This is a genomic window from Burkholderia diffusa, assembly GCF_902499115.1.
Lineage (GTDB): Bacteria > Pseudomonadota > Gammaproteobacteria > Burkholderiales > Burkholderiaceae > Burkholderia > Burkholderia diffusa.
This window is the reverse complement of the sequence record NZ_CABVPN010000034.1, coordinates 41,871-55,745: the sequence shown is the minus strand read 5'-3', so window position 1 is coordinate 55,745 and position 13,875 is coordinate 41,871. Positions and strand designations below refer to the sequence as shown.

Annotated in this window: 13 protein-coding genes, 1 tRNA gene and 1 pseudogene; 6 read left to right on the top strand and 9 right to left on the bottom strand. The window is 63.3% G+C overall.

From position 1 onward, the window contains the following. Positions 1-13 precede the first annotated feature (13 nt). From BTE28158_RS28320 to BTE28158_RS28310, 3 genes are all read right to left on the bottom strand, one after another. The gene (locus BTE28158_RS28320) at positions 14-484 is read right to left on the bottom strand and encodes an Lrp/AsnC family transcriptional regulator (RefSeq protein WP_006477376.1); all 471 of its coding nucleotides are present in this window, start codon (positions 482-484) and stop codon (positions 14-16) included. A 79-nt stretch (positions 485-563) separates the two neighbouring features. Then, positions 564-1,223 carry a 3'-5' exonuclease family protein gene (locus BTE28158_RS28315; RefSeq protein ID WP_059601885.1) on the bottom strand — a complete coding sequence of 220 codons (660 nt, stop codon included), beginning with the start codon at positions 1,221-1,223 and terminating at the stop codon, positions 564-566. Next, the gene (locus BTE28158_RS28310) at positions 1,220-1,864 is read right to left on the bottom strand and encodes an MBL fold metallo-hydrolase (RefSeq protein WP_151050110.1); all 645 of its coding nucleotides are present in this window, start codon (positions 1,862-1,864) and stop codon (positions 1,220-1,222) included. The genes BTE28158_RS28315 and BTE28158_RS28310 overlap by 4 nt, the downstream gene beginning before the upstream one ends. Before the next feature lie 662 nt (positions 1,865-2,526). Here BTE28158_RS28310 and BTE28158_RS28305 point away from each other — a divergent pair. Continuing rightward, positions 2,527-3,138: a septal ring lytic transglycosylase RlpA family protein gene (locus BTE28158_RS28305; RefSeq protein WP_124628615.1), complete on the top strand. Its 612-nt coding sequence runs from the start codon at positions 2,527-2,529 to the stop codon at positions 3,136-3,138. Between the two features lie 95 nt (positions 3,139-3,233). Here BTE28158_RS28305 and rsmI read toward each other — a convergent pair whose 3' ends face one another. Continuing rightward, positions 3,234-4,112: a 16S rRNA (cytidine(1402)-2'-O)-methyltransferase gene (gene rsmI / locus BTE28158_RS28300; RefSeq protein WP_059601879.1), complete on the bottom strand. Its 879-nt coding sequence runs from the start codon at positions 4,110-4,112 to the stop codon at positions 3,234-3,236. A gap of 46 nt (positions 4,113-4,158) precedes the next feature. Here rsmI and BTE28158_RS28295 point away from each other — a divergent pair, with 46 nt between their 5' ends. From BTE28158_RS28295 to BTE28158_RS28275, 5 genes are all read left to right on the top strand, one after another. Then, a complete protein-coding gene (locus BTE28158_RS28295) occupies positions 4,159-4,587 on the top strand; it encodes a YraN family protein (RefSeq protein WP_174910515.1) in 429 nt (142 codons plus the stop codon). 128 nt (positions 4,588-4,715) lie between these two features. Next, positions 4,716-5,300, top strand: coding sequence for an SIS domain-containing protein (locus BTE28158_RS28290; RefSeq protein ID WP_059601875.1), 585 nt, complete (start codon positions 4,716-4,718; stop codon positions 5,298-5,300). 17 nt (positions 5,301-5,317) lie between these two features. Then, entirely contained in the window at positions 5,318-6,115 is a 798-nt protein-coding gene (locus BTE28158_RS28285) for a BON domain-containing protein (RefSeq protein WP_059601873.1), read from the top strand. After that, on the top strand, positions 6,112-6,471 hold the full coding sequence (locus BTE28158_RS28280) for a c-type cytochrome (protein WP_124905320.1): 360 nt from the start codon (positions 6,112-6,114) through the stop codon (positions 6,469-6,471). The genes BTE28158_RS28285 and BTE28158_RS28280 overlap by 4 nt, the downstream gene beginning before the upstream one ends. A 65-nt stretch (positions 6,472-6,536) precedes the next feature. Further along, a tRNA-Ala gene (locus tag BTE28158_RS28275) sits at positions 6,537-6,612 on the top strand. Between the two features lie 468 nt (positions 6,613-7,080). Here the strand turns inward: BTE28158_RS28275 and BTE28158_RS28270 are convergent. The 5 genes and pseudogenes from BTE28158_RS28270 to BTE28158_RS28250 form a co-directional block, all read right to left on the bottom strand. Beyond that, the gene (locus BTE28158_RS28270; RefSeq protein ID WP_006761785.1) at positions 7,081-7,362 is read right to left on the bottom strand and encodes a PAAR domain-containing protein; all 282 of its coding nucleotides are present in this window, start codon (positions 7,360-7,362) and stop codon (positions 7,081-7,083) included. 11 nt (positions 7,363-7,373) lie between these two features. Continuing rightward, the gene (locus BTE28158_RS28265) at positions 7,374-8,261 is read right to left on the bottom strand and encodes a DUF4123 domain-containing protein (RefSeq protein ID WP_151050108.1); all 888 of its coding nucleotides are present in this window, start codon (positions 8,259-8,261) and stop codon (positions 7,374-7,376) included. Between the two features lie 32 nt (positions 8,262-8,293). Continuing rightward, on the bottom strand, positions 8,294-10,474 hold the full coding sequence (locus tag BTE28158_RS28260) for a T6SS phospholipase effector Tle1-like catalytic domain-containing protein (RefSeq protein ID WP_151050106.1): 2,181 nt from the start codon (positions 10,472-10,474) through the stop codon (positions 8,294-8,296). Further along, positions 10,471-10,995, bottom strand: a complete 525-nt coding sequence (locus BTE28158_RS28255; protein ID WP_420868014.1) for a DUF3304 domain-containing protein — start codon at positions 10,993-10,995, stop codon at positions 10,471-10,473. Before BTE28158_RS28255 ends, BTE28158_RS28260 begins: the two co-directional genes overlap by 4 nt. A gap of 117 nt (positions 10,996-11,112) precedes the next feature. Next, positions 11,113-13,636: pseudogene (locus BTE28158_RS28250) on the bottom strand (type VI secretion system Vgr family protein). Between the last annotated feature and the right edge of the window lie 239 nt (positions 13,637-13,875).

Below are 13,875 nucleotides of genomic sequence, written 5' to 3'. Positions count from 1 at the left end.
GCGGGCCCGCGCGTTACAGCGGCAGTTGCGTGTCGAACTTGATTTCGCGCAGCACGACGCTCGTGCGCACCTGCGACACCGCCGGGATCTTGAAGATCCGTTCGTGCAGGAAGACGTCGTAGGCCTTGATGTCGGGCGCGACGATCTTGAGGATGTAATCGGCCTCGCCGGTCGTGCTGTAGCACTCGGTGACTTCCGGGCAGGTCGCGATCTCGCGCTCGAACTGCTCGACGCCGCCTTCGTTGTGGCGGGTCAGATGCACGTGCGCGAGCGCGCACACGTGCAGGCCGAGCTTCTCGCGATCGAGCAGCGCCGTGTAGCGCTGGATCACGCCCGACTGTTCCATGTCCTTGATGCGGCGCCAGCACGGCGTGCTCGACAGGCCGACCTGGTCGGAGATTTCCTGCACGGAACGGCGCGCGTCGAGTTGCAACAGGCGAAGGATTTTTTGCGAAAAGGAATCGAGCGTCACCTGCGCCTCCATGCGGCAGCTACAACACGCTGAATGTTAGAGGGCCGGGAAAGGAAAGGCAATCTGACGCGGCGCTGTTGAGCGAGATTCGCTAATTTGCTCGCGGATCCGTGGGGTTTTGTCCCGCCCCCGCGTTTTCCGACCGATCGGTGTCCGACACGGCGAGGCCCGCGAGCGCGGCCTGCTGACGGCGCAGGTCGGCGAGCATGTTGCAGAACAGCGCGCCTTGCTCGATCGCGTCGTCGAGCGCGACGTGCGTGTGCGGGTGATCGTCGAACCAGTGCTTCGGAAAGCGCGGCTTGATCGCCTTGCGGTACGGCAGGCCCGTCATCGCGAACGCGAGCGTCTTGATGTCGAGCGCCGACCACGAGAACGGGCAGCGCCCCGCGAAGCGCATCATGTACCAGAACATGAACGTGAAGTCGAAACCGGCGGGCATCGCGACGAATACCGGCTTGCCGGGCAGCGCCTCGACCCACTCGACGTAGGCGACCAGCGCCGCCTCGGGCGCCTGCAGGTCGCGCCGGCACGCGGCCCACGCTTCGGGCTCCGTCTTCCACCACGCTTCCTGCACCGGGTGGGCCTGCGCGCCGGGCAGCGTCTCGAGGTTCGCCGAGAACGTCGCGATCAGCTGCTTGTCCTCGGTATAGGCGGCCGACGCGAAGCTCAGCATCGAGTGCGGGCCGGGAATCGGGCCGTCGGCCTCGACGTCGGTGCTGACGTAGATTTCGGGGATGGCGGTCTGGTTCATCCGAACACCTTGTCGGACACGAACGGGTTCGTGCGGCGCTCGTCGCCGAACGTCGACACCGGGCCGTGGCCCGGCACGAACGTGACATCGTCGCCGAGCGGCCACAGCTTCTCCTTGATCGAACGCACGAGGTCCGCGTGGTTGCCGCGCGGGAAATCGGTGCGCCCGATCGAGCCGGCGAACAGCACGTCGCCGACGATCGCGACGCGATGCGCGCGGCTGAAGAACACGACGTGGCCGGGTGTGTGGCCCGGGCAGTGATAGACCTCGAACGTCTCGTCGCCGAACCGCACGGTGTCGCCGTCCTTCAGCCATTGGTCCGGCTCGAACGCCTCGGCGGCCGGGAAGCCGAAGCGCTGGCTCTGCATCGGCAGTTGCTCGATCCAGAAGCGCTCGTCTTCCTGCGGTCCCACGATCGGCACGCCGTAGTGTGTCGCGAGCGCCTTCGCGCCCGCGCAGTGATCGACGTGGCCGTGTGTGAGCAGCACCTTCTCGACCTGCACGTTCTGCCGCGCGATCTCCTGTTCGATCCGTTCGATGTCGCCGCCGGGATCGACGACGGCGGCGCGGCCCGTCTTCTCGCAGACGAGCAGCGAGCAGTTCTGCTGGAACGGCGTGACCGGAATGAGCGTGACTTTCATGGAGACACCGGCGGCTAAAAGGAGCGATTGTACCGGTCGCGCGCGCTGCCTGCCCGCCCTGCGGCGCGGCGTCGGGTGCGCGGTTCCGGGCAATCCCGGAGCATGCCGATTGTTACAGTCATAGTGAGAATCAATGGTCCGGAAGGGGCGCTTTTCTAGCCGGGCTTTTGGTTTATGTATAATGCGGCCCATTGCGCGTGAATTTCACGCAATTCGCTGGTGTTTCGGCCCCGTTAAAAAAGGGGTGTCGGATTCACCGTCAAGCATCGACCGCCGGGGAGTCCGGCGGTGTATCCAGCACCGAGCATTCGGTGCTCACGTCTTGTCCGGCCGGGTGCTGCGCGCCCGTTCTGCGGCCCTGCTGCCGCTCCGCCGGATGAGGCCTGTGCCGCCGTTCCTGTGCGTTGGCCGTACGCCACGCGCGCGAACGTGATAGCCATGTTCGATGGCGGCATGTGGGGTCTGGTCAGGCTGCCGGGGACAGGTTGCGCCAGACGTGAAAACTAATCAGGACGGTTGCGGCACAGACGAAAGCCGCGCCCATGCTAGCCGCCTGCTCGCTTGGCCGAGCGGGGCGTGCACGCATTTGCCGTCCGGGCCGCGTATCTGCGTTGTTGAGCAGCGTTGTATCGGTGCGGCCCGAACCAGAAGGCGACACGTCGATGAACTTTCGTTTTCCGACTCGATTCGGGACCATTGCATTATTTTTCGCGCTGACGGGCTGTGCGGTGCCATCCAGCCAGACCACCGGCAGCGCCAACCAGAAGAACGCGGTCAACAAGACGGCCGCTGCCGCGAAAGCGGACGACGACAAGCAGCAACTGAATTTCGATTCCGCGCTGGCATCGATGCCGGCTGCCGACAGCAAGGACGCGAAGAAGTCGTCGCTGGCGGACGCCGAGCCGATCGACGGCAAGGACGTGTCCGACTTCCGCCAGACGGGCCGGGCATCGTGGTATGGCCGGGATTTCCACGGCCGCCGCACCGCGAACGGCGAGCGTTTCAACATGAACGCGCTGACCGCCGCGCACCGCACGCTGCCGCTGTCGTCGTACATCAAGGTGACGAACGCGTCGAGCGGCAAGTGGGTCGTCGTGAAGGTCAACGATCGCGGGCCGTACAAGCGCGGCCGCGTGCTGGACCTGTCTTACGCGGCCGCCAAGATGATCGGCCTCGTGCATGCCGGCACCGGCCGCGTGAAGATCGAAGGGCTGTCGCCGCAGGAAGCGCGCGAGGCGCGCGACGAAATGCTTGCGTCGCTGTCGTCGAAGTAACGCGGCGGTTCGTCCGCACATGCAAAAGGGCTGCCTTCGGGCAGCCCTTTTTCGTTTCCGCGTGCCGGGCGGCGGGTGCCGCCCGCGCTCGCGCGTCAGCCTTCCTTCAGCGCCAGCGCGCGCGCATACAGCGCGTTGCGCGATGCGCCCGTCAGCGCGGCCGCGAGCTTCGCCGCGCTCTTCACCGGCACTTCTTCCAGCAGCAGCTTGAGCAGCGCGTCGTGCGCGGTGTCGTCGGCTTCGCCGACGTCGGCCGGCGCGCCTTCGACGACGAGGACGAACTCGCCGCGCTGCCGGTTCGCATCGCCGGCGAGCCAGCTCTGTCCTTCGGCCAGGGTGCCCTGGAACAGCTGCTCGTGTAGCTTGGTGAGCTCGCGTGCGATCAGCAGCCGGCGCGCCGGGCCGAACGCGTCAGCGAGGGCGGCGACGGTGTCCGTGATCCGGTGCGGCGCTTCGTAGAACACCAGCGCGTACGGGTGTCGCACGAGCGCCTGCAGCGCGCTCGCACGCTGCTTTGGCTTCGGCGGCAGGAAGCCCGCGAACGTGAACGCGCCGGCCCAGTCGCCCGCCACGCTCAGCGCGGTCACGGCCGCGCTCGGGCCCGGCAGCGGAATCACAGGGAAGCCCGCCGCGCGCACGGCGTCGACGAGCCGCGCGCCGGGGTCCGAAATGCCGGGCGTGCCGGCGTCCGACACGTACGCGACGCGTTCGCCCGCGCGCAACAGCTCGATCACGCGCAGCGCGGCTTCGCGCTCGTTGTGCTCGTGCACGGCGACGAGCGGTTTCGAGATGCCGTAGCGGGCCAGCAGCTGGCCCGTGTTGCGGGTGTCTTCGGCCGCGATGCGGTCGGCCAGGCCGAGCACGTGCAGCGCGCGCAGCGTGATGTCGGCGGTGTTGCCGATCGGCGTTGCGACCACATAGAGCGCGGCGTCCGGGTAGTGCTGCGTTTGCGCGAGTTCGAGGAGGGCAGTCATGGCAGGCAATGCGCGCAATCGCGGCGCAGGCGGAACAAGGACGGCATTGTGCCACGCGGCGCCGGCCGCGCCGGGCAACAAGCGCGATTTGCCGACCGGCGGCGGCAACTTTTCCGGCACGGCGCGATCAAGATCGATTGGCGCGACGTTCGAGCAGCGGGCGCGGCAGTTCCTGGAACGTCGCGGTCTCGCGTTCGTCGCGGCGAACGTGACGATGCGCGGCGGCGAACTCGACCTCGTGATGCGCACGCCCGACGGCACGCTCGTGTTCGTCGAGGTGCGCGCGCGGCGCAGCGCCCGGCATGGTGGCGCGGCCGCGAGCGTCGGCTTGCGCAAGCGGCGGCGTCTGGTCGCGGCCGCGCTCCATTTCTGGGCGCGGCACGGCGCGGGTGCCGCATGCCGTTTCGACGTCGTTGCGTTCGAGGCGGGTCGGCTCGAGTGGCTGCGCGATGCATTTCGTGCCGACGACGCGTAGCCGCGAGCTGTGACGAGATGTAAAGAGTTCTTGTCATACCCCCGGAGAGGGTGCCGGAGTGCGGTAAACTCGCCGCACCCATGACGTTGCGCGCTGCGTGCCATGCGCGCCCAGTTCACCAGGAATCGATGTCAGTCGAACGTATTCAGCAACATTTCCGCGACAGCGCCGCGCTTCACGCCGAAGCGGCCGATGCGCTGTCGTTGCCGATCGCGGCCGCGGTCGACGCAATGTTCGCCGCGCTGGCGAACGGCAACAAGATCGTCGCATGCGGGGATGGCCCGTCGGCCGCCGCAGCGCACTACCTCGCCGTGTCGCTCGTCGGCGGTTTCGAGCGCGAGCGTCCGGGCCTTCCCGCGATTGCGCTGGCCACCGATGCGTCGCAGGGCGGTCTCACGGGGGCAGTCGCCGCCGATCAGCTGTTCGCGCAGCAGGTGCGCGTGCTCGGGCAGACCGGCGACATCCTGCTGGTGCTCGACGCGAGCGGCGCGTCGCCGCGCGTGCTGGCCGCGATCGACGAGGCGCACGAGCGCGAGATGACCGTCGTCGCGCTGACGGGCGGCGACGGCCATGCCGTCGGGGCCGCGCTGTCCGACACCGATATTCCGATCAGCGTGCCCGCCTCGCGTGCGGCACGCGTCCACGAAGTCCATCTGCTGACCATCCACTGCCTGTGCGACGGCATCGACGCGATGCTGCTGGGTGAGGATTGAACGAAGGAGAGCCGTCGATGAATCAAAGTCGCGTCAAACAGACGCTCGTCAGAACCACGTTGCTCGCCGCGCTGACGGCGGGCCTCGCGATGTCCCTGCAGGGCTGCGTGCTCGGCGTGCTTGGGGCGGCGGCCGGCGGCGGCGCGCTGATCGCGACCGATCGCCGTACGCTCGGCGCGCAGACGGAGGATCGCGAGATCCAGGTCAAGTCGCTCTCGCAAATCAACAACGGGCTGCCGGATCAGTCGCACGTGAACGTGACGGTGTTCAACCGCCGCGTGCTGCTGACGGGCGAAGTGCCGAACAACGCGTCGAAGCAGCGCGCCGAGGAAATCGTGCGCGGCATCAACAACGTGAACGGCATCGTCAACGAGCTGTCGGTCGAGCCGTCGTCGTCGCTGTCGTCGCGCGCGAACGACTCGTACCTCGAAGGGCGCGTGAAGTCCGAGCTGATCGCGACGAAGGGGCTGTCGGCGAACTACTACAAGGTCGTCAGCGAGCGCGGCAACGTCTACCTGATGGGGCTCGTGACGGTCGACGAAGGCAATCGCGGCGCCGATGCAGCCAGCCAGGTGCCGGGCGTCGAGAAGGTCGTGAAGGTGTTCCAGTACATCCAGCCGCAGGACGCGCAGGCATTGCAGGCCGCGTCGCCGAGCGGCGCGTCTGGTGCGCAGGCCGCCGCCGCGCCTGCGGATGCCGCGACCGTCGGTGCGGTGCCCGATGCGTCGGTCCAGTCCACGCCGCTGCAACCGCCGGCACCGATCTCGAATTCATCGAGCGTGCACCCGGGCAACCCGAAGGCAACGCCGCAATGAAGTCGACGCAAATGAAGATCAGGCAATGGATGGTGCAGGGCGCCGCAGCCGCGGCGCTCGCAGCCGGTGCGCTCGGCACGGCGCAGGCGGACGTCGGCGACGGCCTCAAGGTCGCGCGCGGCAACGCGTGCATGGGTTGCCACGCAGTGGACCGCAAGCTCGTCGGTCCGTCGTTCAAGGACATCGCCGCCCGCTACAAGTCCGATCCGCAGGCCGTCGCGAAGCTGTCGAAGAAGGTGAAGGACGGTGGCTCCGGCGTCTGGGGCGCGATTCCGATGCCGGCGCATCCGCGCATGAGCGACGCGGAGCTGCGTTCCGTGGTCGAATGGGTGCTGGCCGGCGCGCCGTCAAAGTGACGCGCCGGGGTGACGGAACCCCTATTGCCAAGCGCGGAAATGCGTGTGTATGATTAAAGACTGTTGGGGCGGTAGCTCAGCTGGGAGAGCGTCGCGTTCGCAATGCGAAGGTCGGGAGTTCGATCCTCCTCCGCTCCACCAATAGAATCAAGGGCTTAGCCGATGGCTAGGCCCTTTTTCTTTGGTAGATTCGATTTATTGCGCCAAATTTGCGCCACTCGGGCTGTCGAAGCCTTGGACGCAGCACTTGAGGAGCAGTGAATGGCATCTATCACCCGTCGAGGCGATCTACAGTGGCAGGCCCGCGTTCGCCGCAAGGGCTACGGTCCCGTGATCGCTCAGCTTTGCTGATGGCGGACTCGAACCCCACAACCGCGGGTTCGGCGGCGTGACTAAATGCACAAGCTGAAGAGGTCCCGCGTGTCGAGCCGATCGCCGAAGATGTCCAATTCATGGCCTTCCTCGAAGATTCGTGGAGGGGAGGAAGGGACTGTGAACGGTTCGGCGGAGTCTGCGTGTGTCGTAGTTTCTTAGATCAAGGATGCCCCGACGTCGATAACGAAAAAATCAAGTCTGTGCCATACGAGGTCCGCTTCGGACGTCGTTGGTTCAGTCGCCGACGCGGGCGGTCATGCTGCCAATCAAGGTGCACCCGCACTCGGTGTGATGGCCGTGCAACGCGACGCGCTGGCCATCGATCGTCACCGTCGGATGCGCCTCGATGATTTTGTTGATGCCGTGCGGTCGCCCGTCCGGATATTTTTCTGGACAGTCCACGAGGTCATGCAGGCGTGCAATCTTTTTGCCGTCGATGCTGTGGGTTTCCGAACCGGTGATCACTCGCCCGCCGTGCGAAGTTTCATCACCGACCACGATCATCTGTAATGCCATCTTGCCCCCCCTTATAGCGTGACTGACTGCGGCGCGGGCCCTGCGTCGCGCGCCGCCGGTCTCTCAACCTCTGCCCAGACGTTCATCGGGACCCGGGCGATGGCGACGCCGAACAATTCGTGCGACTGCTGACGCTGAGTCAGCAGATCATGAACAAACTGATGCCGATCAAAATCCATGCCGTACAGGTAGGTGTACTGGCAGAAAACTAGCCGATCCCCTGGCTCACTGATTCCCCACTGCACCGCGCGGTGGTATCGGGGAATGAAGTCCTCAAATCGGTCAAAATAAGGGCGATCGCCGTTGGCATCACCGGACTCGATCAGTGCTGCAAGAATCTCGTCCGGCTCCGTGTGTGCCGTGAGAAGGTCAATGTCAGCCTGCTCGAGCTGGACCATGACGGAGCGGCATATCCGCGCGTTGGAGGTCGAATCGTTTTGGATGCGCTGCCACTCCTTGTGGCGCCCCCGATACATCCACTGCTCGATCGGGCTCATGAACATGGCGCAAACCTGCTCGCCCCATGCGTCAAAGACCACCCCGGTGTTACGCGGGTCAAAGAACCGGACCATAGCGGTCATGTTGTCGCCAATGTCCGCAAACAGGAACGCTTGCAGGTGCGTGACCAGCGCATCCATTTCGACCCGGCTCCAGATCAACGACAGACATGGACTTTGAAGGTCGAGTTGATCGAGCTCCGCAAACCAGTCCGCATCCGTGTCGCTCACCGGCACCAAGAACAGCGAAGTGGGTCCGAGCTCTTCTTCGGGCAGCCCGGCGAAAACGGAGCGGAACGGTACGCCGGCGCGTTCGAGTAAAGGCACGACTTTCGGCGGACACACCGCCGCGTCGATCAACCCCATCAGGCGCGCTGGCGGGGACGTAGTCTGTAGTTCCATCGAAAATCCAGGTTAGCGGCTTCCAGCCCACGTCACGCCCAGCCGGCTTGGGTTTGGCCAGTGCCGAGGTCCAGTTGCGAAGCGTTTGATGCGAGGCCGAGATAGGCCTTGCGATTGTCCCCGCCTGCAAATATGACTCGCGGGAAACCATATCCCCCAGGTGCATATTCATGGAAATACGGTATCCGGAACCAGCAGCGGCTGTCGTGCACGTAGTCGTCAAACAGGGTGATGGCGGCCGCGGGCAACTTGTTCACGGCGTCGGGCGACGTATGCTGGCGCAGGAATGATTCCACGCCAGGCAATGGCGCAGCCATCACGTCGTCCTGCACTCGATAATGTTGCACAATCGTCGACCAGGTCGAGTTGAGCAATATTCCGCTATACGCAAGTGTGACGCAGGGAGAGTCGCTCCCCGGTTGATCGTGCGCGACAACAAGAGTTGGCGGCACCTTGATCATTTCGCCGCCGGGAATCACCACCGGACGATGTTCCGTGCGCTTCACCTGCCACCGTTCGCACTGGTCTGGATACAGGTGCCCCAGAAGCAGCCGCATTTCTTCCGCGCCCTGCCGCAGGTCGGTCTGATCATTGGTCGCAACATCCAGCGGTCCTTCCCCCGGACGCGCAGGCTTGGGCTTATTGACCCCGGGATGAGCCACCGCGCCGGCCAGTTGTTCGTTGCGCCGATCCATTGCCTCGCGAATCACCTTCACCTGTGGTGTCGAGCTCATGTACGACGCGTATCCGCCGATCGACGATGTCATAGCATTTGCCCGAAGGAGATCGTATTGCGACTGCAGTTTCTTCATCGTCGCATCGTTCTCTGCCGCCTTTGGGAGCGCCTGCTGAACCTTGTGCGGCGTCATCTGGTCTTCGTGGGCGCGCTTGAAGAATGGCTGTCCGGTGACATAGCGCTGCGGATTGCCGATATCCGCACGCAGCGTTCGCCATGCCAACATCTGACCTAGTCCGACCTTCAGCGCGTCTTCTACGCTGCTGACATTCTCGACGGTCTTGCGCCACGCATTGAACGCATCAATCAGTGACGGGGCCAGCGCGAAGTCGGCAACGAGATCTGCGCGTTTGCTTATCGAATCACTATCCACCAGCGGCACACCATACGAGGCCGCCTTCAGGTACATATCGTGCAGCGGGATCTGACTTAGCTTGTGGCTGTCGTCATTCGCTTTCGACGTGGCTCCTCCTTTGCCCTGTTCGTTGGGGGCGTAACCGCCACCCACGTCTGAATGGACGCCTGGATAGGCCACCTCTTCACGAATGCCGCCACCGTAGCTGTCCCCGTTGCGGATCGAGTCAAGCGGGAAACTCATGCGTTGCTCATGTACCGAGAACGCGTGATAACAAAATCGCACATCCTTCGGGATATTAAGCCGGCCGTCGTCAGCGAATGCGAAGTGCCCGTCGAATGCGCCGAAGTCCACGGTTGCGCGCGTCGAGTCGGGTGGTCCGACGGAGGCAACCGTATCGAAAAGACCGACGAAGTTGACCTTGTAGTTCAGTGCATACTTGCCAGTCTGATAGCCAATCCGCCCATTCGGTGCCCATTCATTCATCAGCTTGTTCACGAACACGCGCGCGGATGCCGCCCCCCGCGAGAAGCCGATCACGTTGATCCAGATCTGCTTGACCGTCTGCGGATATCGTCCCTCATCGACGGCCTGCTTGTGGGCGAGACCCAGCCGATCGGTGCAGCCGACCAGCGGGAGTTTGTGGCCATCGGCTACGGCTGCGCAAATGTCGTTGGCTTTGTCATCGGGAATCAGGATCCGGGTTTTATCCGTAGCAATGGCCTTGTAAATGGCATTCAGTACCCTTGTATAGCCCCACACGCAACGACTGCCGAAACCCTTTGCCATCGACTTACCATCAGTCGAGTACGTCAGCTCGCCAATCTCTTTAAACGGAGTACCTACACCGGGAATGTAGAACGCGAAAATCCCCTCTTCGTTCTTATCCTGTGCTGCGTTGTAGAGTCGAGCAACGTTGCTATGTGTACGAACGAGCGAATCCCGCAACGGATTGGTCTGTACGTCGTTATTGTTCGTGCCGTCAAAGAACAGTGTGATGTGGAGCGTCTGGGGGCAGGACATCAACGCATCGCACACCAGCGCGCGCCCTTTTCTCAACGCCGTGACACTGCCCGCCACACGCCCTCCCTGAGGCATCGGGTCGGCCCATTTGAGGCTCATTGCGCGTTTCCTCCGTCACGGTATAACCGGTTCCATTCCTGATCCACCGCCCCATGTGCGATGTACGGATCATTGTCCGGGGGGCGTATGCCAGGGTCGTTAGCGTCGCCTCTCTGGCCATCGGCCACCATGATGCGGACGCGATCACCCGGCAGGAACACGGCCCACAAGCCGCCCATGACTCGCCCATATTTCGGTATCCGAACGTTTTCGGCCTTGTACCAATACCCCGGTGTCTTCCCGTCTTGCTTCTTGTCAACGAGCCAGCGCACCGTCAGCCTCAGATCCGGCTGCCATGCTGTCGGAATGTCACTGCAGCAAGTTTCCTTGCCACCGCCGGACGGCTTGCCGTCCGCTCCCGCCGGCCATACATTAGGGCCACCGCCAGTCACCCCTGACCCATCGGGTCCCTCGATCCCCCACTGATGGATGTACCAAGGTGTGTAGTTCAGCGTCAAGGAACTCGCGCCGAGCGTGTCGTAGTGCTTCGGCAGGTTCGCCAAGTCGAGTTGTTGCGCCACGGGGCCAGGATGCTTGTCGCATGCGCCGAGGCCAAACAGTGCAACGAGGGCGGCGGTCTGGATCGTACGTCGCGCGTAACGGGGAAATCGGTCTGTCATCGTGAATAGGTCTACGGTTTAACGGGGCACCAGGGCTGCTCCGCCCCGGGCCGCCTTAAGCATGCATTCGACACAGATCTTCTTCGGCGACAGATCAACCATCTGGTCCTTCGGGCCCGGCAAGTCGTGCGTCGCCGCAAACGCAGTAAATTTGCCCGTTGTGCCGCTCACCACGCCGCTCGCGTCCATGTTCAAGAAACTGCCGTTGACCTCGACGCGGAATTTGTGCGCCCGCAGCAGGATCTCCTCGCTTTCCAGCAGGATCTGCTTCTGCGCCCGCGCCACGATGGACTTCGTCAACGCGTTCAATACGATGTCGCCTGCCGCCGACACCAGGTGCATCGGGCCGGTCTGCGCGAACAGGCGAAGGGTGTCGCGCACCGTCGCGAAGAAGCTGCGGCCACTGGCAATACCAATATGGCCTTCCGTCGTAATCGCGGCCTGCTGGGACGCCACATGCACGGTCGCTGGCGTTGTGATCTCGACGCCGGCCTTGCCATCGATCACCAAGTGCGGCTCCGACAACTCCGGGAACGTATTGCTGCCGCTTGCGCCTGAGCCGCGGATCTGTTCGTTCTGTGCCGCAATGGTGTTGACGAGATCGGCCTGATGGCCGTCAGCATCCTGTGCCTCGCTCTGCTGCGCGATCTTCGTGAGTGCATCATGCAGTTGCTGCGCTTTCCCGAGTCGATCGACAGTCTCGCTCATGTCTTTCGCCGCCGCGGTCGCGCCCGCGCGCGTCTCGGTCGTCACCAGCATGCCGCGATTGGCGCGCAACACCCCCCAGGAATCCGTTGCCAATTCCCAGCCGGTACCGCGCGCTTCGGCCCGCCCCGCGTTGCCGTCAATGCGAGTGTTGTACCCGACGACAAGGCGTGACTGGTCGTGGTCGCTCGAAACTTGTACCTGCGGTTTCCCCGGCGTGTCGTCGGCCACAACCTGATTTGCCGCCGTGCCCTCGAGGTCGCGAGAGCGCAGACCTGAAAGCGTCTGGTTATCCGGGAGCTTCCACTGCACAAAGTTAGTGCCGTTCGGCACGCGCCCTGTAATGATCGGACGGTCCGGCGCGCCATCCAGGAATGACACGACAACTTCGTCACCGATGCGAGGGACATGGATCATCCCGAATCCCTCGCCCGCCCATGGATGGCTCACGCGGACCCAACAGGAGCTCCGCTCATCGCGTTGCCCGATCCGATCCCAGTGAAACTGCACCTTGACGCGGCCGAGTTCGTCGGTATAAATGCGTCGACCTTGCGGACCCACCACGGTCGCCGTCTGCATCTGCATGACGGGCTTACGGTGTTCGAACGGGCTGCGGAAGGGCACGGATTTGCGCTGCGCTTCGATCTCGACGAGGAAGAAGCCCTCTGAGCCATCGAAATGCGTGGGGCCGGAGGCAGGCTGCCCTCCAAAGTTTGCTTTCGCCGCAGCCAATCTCCCAGTCAGACTATGCGGCAGATCGCCGTGATGGCTCGATCCCGGCAGGTTGTTCTCGATCAGCCACGCCGCTTCGATGACGGCAAATTCACTGCGCTCACCAGGCTCGCGGTCGTGTTCCGGGTGCCCGGTCAGCTCAAACCACCGTCCGGCGTCGACGCCACGCAACCCGCCCGTGCCATAAAATCGCTTTGCGCGTGATTCCCATTCCTCCATGCGCACCTTGGAGAGGTGATCGCCACGTTCCTGCTCGAGATACGTATAGGGGCCGGTGTACTCATACATCTACAACTGGTCCGGCAACTCCTGCGACACCGTTGGAATATTGGTGCCCTTCGGATTGGCGAGCGGCGACGGATACTTATAGTCGAATGTGCGCGTGGTCAGGATGGCGCTATGGAGGGTTCGCGCGCCGGACCAGTGAACCAACGCATCAACCTCGCTGTTCGTGCCGTATCTCGAGAATTGAACTGATCGCGCCGCGAGCGGCTCGCACGTATCCAGATGATCCGTGATGGTCAGGGTGTGGGATTTGCCGTCGTCAGCCTGTTTCCAGATGCTCAACAGGCCTTCTTCTTCCATCAACCGGTGGACGAAATTCCAATCGTCCTCATACTGCGTACAGTACGATCTCGGCGGAAGCGGTTTTGAGAGTGCGAAATCGAATCGGCCTTTCGCGGGCGGATGCGCGTTGAACACGTCCCTGAGGATTTCGTCGACGGGTTTGTCCTGCCAGATGCGCTGATCGCGGCGAAACTTCAGGAAATGCATCCATGACGCAAAACAGATCTGATAACTGGTCAACCCGCCTTCCGATCCCAGTCTTCGCACGGCATAGACGTAACCGTTTCGGGGAAGGTAGGACTGATCTGCCTGCTGAATCCACAGCGTAACGGGTTGCCCGATCAGTTTTTTCAGCTTGAGGTCGCTGCGCGTTGACAGGACATCGAGTGTGAAGTCGAAATGCCGGCCGATTCGGGACCAGCCGACAGCGCGTTGGGGGAGCAATACACTATCCCCGAGCGGGGTATCGAGTTTCAGCAGACGGTCTTGCTGAAGTAGCCCCCCCTTGAATCGCCCTCACGATGTCTTGCGCATCCATTTCCATCCCTTTATTACTTTTCGTTACTTACTTATTTATTGTCACTAATATGACACGGGCTCTCTTGCGCGATTCTACAGTCAAAAGCACCCTGGGCAAGGTGAACCAAGGTCAAATACGAATCTGAAGAGGTAGAAACGCGCTTGACCGAGTGAGAAGTAGCCCGGATGCAACGTCAGGATGTCGGAACGAAGGGCAGCCCATAGAGCCGGCGGGCAATCGTCAGCTCCAACTCCAGC